Annotated in this window: 5 protein-coding genes; 3 read left to right on the top strand and 2 right to left on the bottom strand. The window is 67.9% G+C overall.

The window, feature by feature from the left end; genetic code table 11:
• Positions 1-64 precede the first annotated feature (64 nt).
• Positions 65-385 carry a DUF6153 family protein gene (locus tag ACWDO5_RS00975; RefSeq protein ID WP_450527264.1) on the top strand — a complete coding sequence of 107 codons (321 nt, stop codon included), beginning with the start codon at positions 65-67 and terminating at the stop codon, positions 383-385.
• A 91-nt stretch (positions 386-476) separates the two neighbouring features.
• A complete protein-coding gene (locus tag ACWDO5_RS00970; protein ID WP_450527256.1) occupies positions 477-1,106 on the top strand; it encodes a DUF305 domain-containing protein in 630 nt (209 codons plus the stop codon).
• Between the two features lie 157 nt (positions 1,107-1,263).
• Here the strand turns inward: ACWDO5_RS00970 and ACWDO5_RS00965 are convergent, their stop codons facing one another.
• Entirely contained in the window at positions 1,264-3,321 is a 2,058-nt protein-coding gene (locus ACWDO5_RS00965) for a galactose-binding domain-containing protein (RefSeq protein ID WP_450527254.1), read from the bottom strand.
• A 469-nt stretch (positions 3,322-3,790) separates the two neighbouring features.
• Here ACWDO5_RS00965 and ACWDO5_RS00960 point away from each other — a divergent pair, with 469 nt between their 5' ends.
• Positions 3,791-4,411 (top strand): L-threonylcarbamoyladenylate synthase, encoded by a 621-nt coding sequence (locus tag ACWDO5_RS00960; RefSeq protein ID WP_450527253.1) that lies wholly within the window; start codon positions 3,791-3,793, stop codon positions 4,409-4,411.
• 233 nt (positions 4,412-4,644) lie between these two features.
• Here ACWDO5_RS00960 and ACWDO5_RS00955 read toward each other — a convergent pair whose 3' ends face one another.
• Positions 4,645-5,853 (bottom strand): MFS transporter, encoded by a 1,209-nt coding sequence (locus tag ACWDO5_RS00955; RefSeq protein WP_450527251.1) that lies wholly within the window; start codon positions 5,851-5,853, stop codon positions 4,645-4,647.
• Positions 5,854-6,160 lie beyond the last annotated feature (307 nt).

Raw genomic sequence — 6,160 nt, 5'->3', positions numbered from 1 at the left:
GCCGCAACCGCTGTTGCGGCTCAGCGGGCTTCTCGTGTTCGGGCTGCTCATAGGGCTGCTTGGCATGCATGGCCTCGGGTCTGTACCGGCCGCGGCACAGATGACGGGGCATGTGCGTACTGCTGAGCCCCAGCATGTCGCCGCCGTCACGGGTGCGCCGGATGAGTGCGGCCACGACGGTCACGGGCGAAGCGGGCACGTGGATCACGCCGACGCGACGTGTGCCTCGAGCGGCGTGGCCGGGTCTCCCGTGCTTCCCGCCCTCGTCCCGGCAGCGATCGGCCATACCGAGGGCGCCGAGGGACCGATCACCGCCAGTGGCAGCGGTCCCGGCGGAGGCAGGGCGCCTCCCTCTCTCTCAGAACTGCAACTCCTGCGGATATAGGGCAGGCCACGCGACGCCGCCATGTGCCCGTACCGGGCGCGGCGCCGCGATTCGCCATGCTCTTTCACAGACCAGTCCCAGGAGTTCCCGCATGAAAGCGCACCGCAAGCTGATCCGTCGTACCGCCCTCGTCGCCGCCACCGGAGTGGCCGCCCTGGCCCTGGTCGCCTGTGGCGGTGGCGGGCACGACATGGGGTCCATGGACTCCGGCTCCTCGTCGTCCGCCACCACGGCACCGGCGAAGGCCGGGGACCACAACGCGGCGGATGTCTCCTTCTCCAAGGAGATGATCCAGCACCACCGCCAGGCGGTGGCGATGGCCGAGTTGTCCGCCACGCGCGCCTCGTCCACCGAGACCAAGGACCTGGCCACGAAGATCAAGGGCGCCCAGGACCCGGAGATCCAGACCATGTCGGTCTGGCTCACCTCGTGGGGCGAGGAGATCCCCGCGGACATGTCCGGCGTGAGCCACGACATGTCGTCCGGCATGCCCGGCATGATGAGCACGGACGACATGGACAAGCTGGAGACGGCGGAGGGCGCCGAGTTCGACAAGATGTTCGCCGAGATGATGATCAAGCATCACGAGGGCGCCATCGCAATGGCCAAGACCGAGAAGGAGGACGGCAAGTACGACCCCGCCATGAATCTGGCCGACGACGTGGTGAAGACGCAGACGGCCGAGATCGAGCAGATGAACAAGATGCTCGGCAATAGCTGAGTCGCCCAGTCGGAGGGCCCCGACTGAGCCGCGTCCCGGTGCCGTGCGTCCAGAGGCCCGGCGCCGGGACGCGATGGTGCTCAACTGCTCAACACGTAATGACCGGCGTCAGCCGCCCAGCCCGTCGGCGGCCTTCTTGATGTCCGCCGCGAAGGTGTCAGCTGCTGTAGACGCCGACTTCGTGGAGGGAATAGCCCCAGCCGGTGCCGCGCTCCAGCCCGTGGATGCGTACGTAGCGGGCTGACGTTCCGGTGAACTGTGCCGTGTCCAGGCCGCCGTCACCGGCGGTCGTTGACCATACGGACTGCCAGTTCGTGCCGTCGGTGGAGACCTCGATGCGGTATGCCTTCCCATAGGCGCGCTCCCAGTTGAGGGTGACGCGCTTGATCAGGCTTGGGACCCCGAGGTCGATCCGGAACCACTGGTCGTCGCTCCAGTCGCTCGCCCAGCGGGTGTCCGCGTTGCCGTCCACGGCCCTGTCGGGTGCGTAATTCGTGAGCGGGTTCCACTCCGACGAACTGGCCGAGGCGGACGAGCTTGCGGCAAGGTTCACCCCGGCCTTGTGGTTCTCGGAGGCCTTCCAGGTGTTGAGGTAGGACTCGGCGCCCCGGAAGAGGTCGTCCACGACACCCTTGCCGCCGACGATCCGTATATCCTCCAGCCAGTCCGGGACCAGACCGTAGTGCGCGGCGCCGTCGGTGTTGATGTCCCAGGTGCGCTCGCCGGTGGTCTGCTTGTCGATGACGGCGCTTCCGTCGGCGCTGCGGAAGGGATACCGGACCGGGTTCGGGGTGTCCGCGCCGCGGGGGCCCGGCCAGCCGCCGACGCCGTTCATGTCGGTGCCGTAGCCATAGCCGACGTTGTACTTGTCGCGCAGCGCGTCCGTGCGCTTCGCCTCCGCGCTGAACTGCTCGGCGCCGTGCATGTACTGGGCGATGAAGCCGCCGAGACGGTAGACCCGCTCGGTCCAGTTGAGGTCCATCCAGCTGTGCGAGGAGATCACACCGGGGTACGACTCGGACTCGAAGATGTCCAAGGCCCGGCCCGCGGCCTTGACGCTCATATGGTCGATTTCCAGCATCATCTGGCGTTTCATCATGCCGCGCACGGCGTACTCGCCGAGTTCGGTGAGACCGCGCGTGTTGCACTGCGCGTCCGTGGCGTACGACGGGACCTCCACGCCCTCCGGGAGTTCCTTCTCGGCCTCGGGCGCCGACGCGAGGCCGATGGGGTTGTCGTGCTGCGGGCCTGTGCACTTCTCCGTCTTCCAGAAGGTGCCGGTCGACAGGAACTGGCCGACGTTGATCGCCGTGCCGAGGGTGCCTTCGTCGAACCGGACCCCGCACAGGGCGTTGTCGAACTTGTGGCACAGGAACATGCTGCGTACGCCCAGCTTGTGCAGCTCGTCCAGACCGCGGTCGATGTCGTCCTTGCCGCACTGCGCGATGTCCAGGATCTGCTTGCAGCCGAACGGCTCGGACGTCTCGACCCCAAGAACGACGGCCAGCTTGCCCTGCTGGATGACCTCGCGGGCCTGCGCGGTGTCGGTGACGATCCTGAACCAGCCCTTGCCCGCGCCGCCGTACATCTTGTCGATGTAGGCCTGCATGTCGTACGTCTTCTGCGCCTGCAGGCGGATGGAGGTCATCTCGTCGCAGCTGCGGTCCTTGAAGAAGTAGACCGAGCAGATCACGCCGTTGGTGACGAGGTCGTTGACGAGCACCCGCTGACCGCCGCGCCAGGCCCGTTCGACCCAGGCGTAGTAGTTCTGCTGGTGGGTCATCGAATCATGGGCCGGCCAGTCCTTGAACGTCGGCCATCCGTTGGGGTCGTGCCTGCCGTCGCCGCCCTTGGTGATGAAGTCGAAGATCGCGAGCGATCCGTCGGGGTAGTGCTCGGGGCAGTCCTTGAGCGCGTCGGCGACCCCCAGTTCGGAGAACGGCTTGCCGCAGATGAGCCGGCCGCCGAAGGCCTCGTTGGACATCAGGTGGTTGTGTGCGTCGACGAAGCCCCGTACCTGTCCCTGGGAGTCGGTCCCCTTGAAGGGCTCGCCCGTGACATTGATCTGGGAGTCGGGCGCGGGCCGCGCGGCCGGGGTCCACCAGCCGGACTCGGCCGAGGAACTGGGCGCTGTGCCGAAGACCATGGCCACCACCGTGAGGAGCAACGACAGAAGCGCGATGGGCCTATGCCTGCGGTGCGAGTGTCGAGTCATGGTCATCACTCATGTCTTTGGTGAGCGGATGGTGCGGACGAGGAGCCGGGGCCGTCCGGGGCCACGTCCGTCCCGGCAAGGCGTTGTCATGGCCCGCGCAAGCGGTGCGACGAGAATCGCGACTATCACACTCGGAGTCAATAGTGCGGCACGGCCGACCTGATGGCTCGTCGGATCCCCCGAACTCGTCCGGTGGGCAGGGGTGATGGTGGTCGAACACGTAGTGGGCCTTCCGGGCCCGGCGCGCTGGAACGCTCGGCGGTCTCACGACTAAGAATCAAATGATTACCCAGCTTCCCCTGCCTTCCAAGCACGAGTCTGAGTGGGAAGGGGGTTCGGGGAACCGCGGGTTGCCCAACGTTCTTCGGCGATCTGTCTGTTCAACCTCTGCTGCCGGCCGGGGGCGCCCTCGGCCCGGCGGCGTCCTGGCCGCCTGAGCGCGGCTGTCCTGATCACGTAGGCTCGGCGAATGGCGAAGTACTTCGACGTGCACCCTGAGAATCCTCAGCGGCGCACCATCAGCAGTGTGGCGGACAGTATCCGCTCCGGCGCGCTCGTCGCGTACCCAACGGACTCCTGTTACGCATTGGGATGCCAGCTGGGCAGTCGCGACGGCATCGACCGGATCCGGTCGATCCGGAACCTCGACGATCGTCACCACTTCACCCTTGTGTGCCAGAACTTCGCGCAGCTGGGTCAGTTCGTGCACATCGACAACGACGTGTTCCGCGCGATCAAGGCAGCGACGCCTGGCAGTTACACCTTCATCCTGCCCGCGACGAAGGAGGTGCCGCGCCAGTTGCTGCACCCGAAGAAGAAGACGGTCGGAGTCCGGATTCCTGACCATGCCGTCGCTCAGGCTCTGGTCGCCGACCTCGGTGAGCCGCTGCTCTCCAGCACCCTGCTCCTGCCCGACGAGGACGAGCCGATGACACAGGGCTGGGAGATCAAGGAACGACTCGATCACGTGGTGGATGCCGTGGTCGACTCGGGGGACTGCGGCACCGAGCCGACCACGGTCATCGACTTCTCCGGCGGCGGAGCCGAGATCGTACGCCGAGGGGCAGGTGACACCGCGCGGTTCGAGTAACCACAGTGTTCAGGGCGTAGCTGCGCGCGTCCTGACGACGACGCCGCCTGGAGGCGTCGGCTCGGCCTCTTGCCGACCGGCCCTGCATGACGGCTGCGGCGTGCTGGGCTCCGAATGGCAGGCCCTCGGCGTGTCGGGGCCGGCCGCCACCGCAGGCAGGCCGGTAAGTGATGCCGCTTTGCTGCCGACGGCCGGGACTGGCAAGAAGCGCGGCCCTCACGGGCGGCGCCCGGTTACGCCCCCGTCGGCGGCCTGCGCGCAGCGTACGTTCCCGCGCCCGCCGCCAGCAGCATCACGCAGCCCGTGAAAATCAGCCCGGCTTGACGCAGACCCAGCCATGTGGCCATGGCGCCGACACCGACCACCGGCACCGAGATCCCGGCGTAGGCGACGACGAAGAACGCCGAAATGGTGCCGCCACGATGCTGCGCCGGGGCTGCGCCGCTGACCAGGGTGAGGGCCGCGCGAAAGGCCAGTCCCTGGCCGGTGCCGCCGCACAGCGCGCCCAGGACGAGCAGGGGCAGGGATTCGGCGATCAGTGATGACGCCACCAACAGCAGGCCTACGACGAGGATGCCGCACCCAACGGGGAGCGCGTGGCGCGCGCCGATCCGTTGTGTCAAGGACTGCCCGACGGTCGAAGCGAGGAACACGGAGAACACCACCGCGCCCGAAACAGCCAGGTTGTGCACACCGAGCGTCTGCGAGGCAAAGCTCGGCGCGACCGCCGTGAACAGCCCGAGAAGCGCGAAGCCGGCGAACGCCGCCAGCGCGGCGGGCGTGAACACACCCTTCACCTCGGGCGGCACCCTGACTCCCTGCGGCTTCAGAGGTGGCCATCGCTTCGGGTCCGCCACGGTCTCCGGCAGGAACCAGGTGATCCCACAGGCCACAGCCACCAGCCCCAGGTGGGCCCAGAACGGCAGCATCAGCGGCCAGGGCGCGTACTGGGCGAGGATGCCGGAGAGCAGCGGTCCGCAGCCCAGGCCACCCATGTTCGCCGCGGTGGCGGCGAACCCGGCCCGCGCTTTCTGCCCGGGACCGGCGAGCTCGATGACGGCCGCTGTCGCCGCGCCGCTCAGCAAGCCGGCCGCGCAGCCGGACAGCAGCCGTCCCGCGAAGAGCAGCGGCAGACCGTTCTGCAGGAGGAAGCATCCCGCGCTCGCGGCTGACAAGGCCATGGCGATCAGGATCACCGGTCGGCGGCCGACCTCGTCGGAGTAGTTTCCCGCCACCAGCAGCACGGTGATGACCGCGATGGCGTACACGGCGAAGACAACGGTCACCATCAGCTCGGAGAACCCGATCTGTTCCTGGTAGAGCCCGTACAACGGTGTGGGCAGGGTGGTCCCGGCCATCCCGATGGCGAACACCACTGCCGCGGCCGGATAGCCGGGTTGCCAACCACCGCCGGCGTTCACTGCGCCCTCGCGAACGATCACGCACGTCACCCTACGGGCCGCCCCCCTCATGCAGCAGCGCCCGGCACGAAGGCGGCGCGCTGCCCCGCGCGAACGTTGTGCTGTGGCGCAACGTCGTACGTGGTGAACCGCCGACTACGGCGGTGAGCAGAGCCACCGGGCGGCAGGGCACTGCGGCGGGAGTGCCACCCAAGGGCGTCATTGGCGGCGCCGAGGGTTGGCCCGACCCGCTTGTTGTGCAGAGGTGACCGGGGGGAGTTGGGATCGTCAGTCCCAGAGTTTGTAAGTCACTTCCCGCTGCGTCTGCGGTGGCGTGCTGTCGGTGTAG

Source organism: Streptomyces sp. NPDC000880, assembly GCF_053599675.1.
Note: the sequence above shows the minus strand (reverse complement) of the source record. Positions and strands in the feature narration are given on the sequence as shown.

Excerpts from the sequence above, each read along its gene's own strand:
- ACWDO5_RS00975 (WP_450527264.1), top strand. The coding sequence starts at position 65 with ATGCATGGCCTCGGGTCTGTACCGGCCGCGGCACAGATGACGGGGCAT.
- ACWDO5_RS00970 (WP_450527256.1), top strand. The coding sequence starts at position 477 with ATGAAAGCGCACCGCAAGCTGATCCGTCGTACCGCCCTCGTCGCCGCC.
- ACWDO5_RS00965 (WP_450527254.1), bottom strand. The coding sequence starts at position 3,321 with ATGACTCGACACTCGCACCGCAGGCATAGGCCCATCGCGCTTCTGTCG.
- ACWDO5_RS00960 (WP_450527253.1), top strand. The coding sequence starts at position 3,791 with ATGGCGAAGTACTTCGACGTGCACCCTGAGAATCCTCAGCGGCGCACC.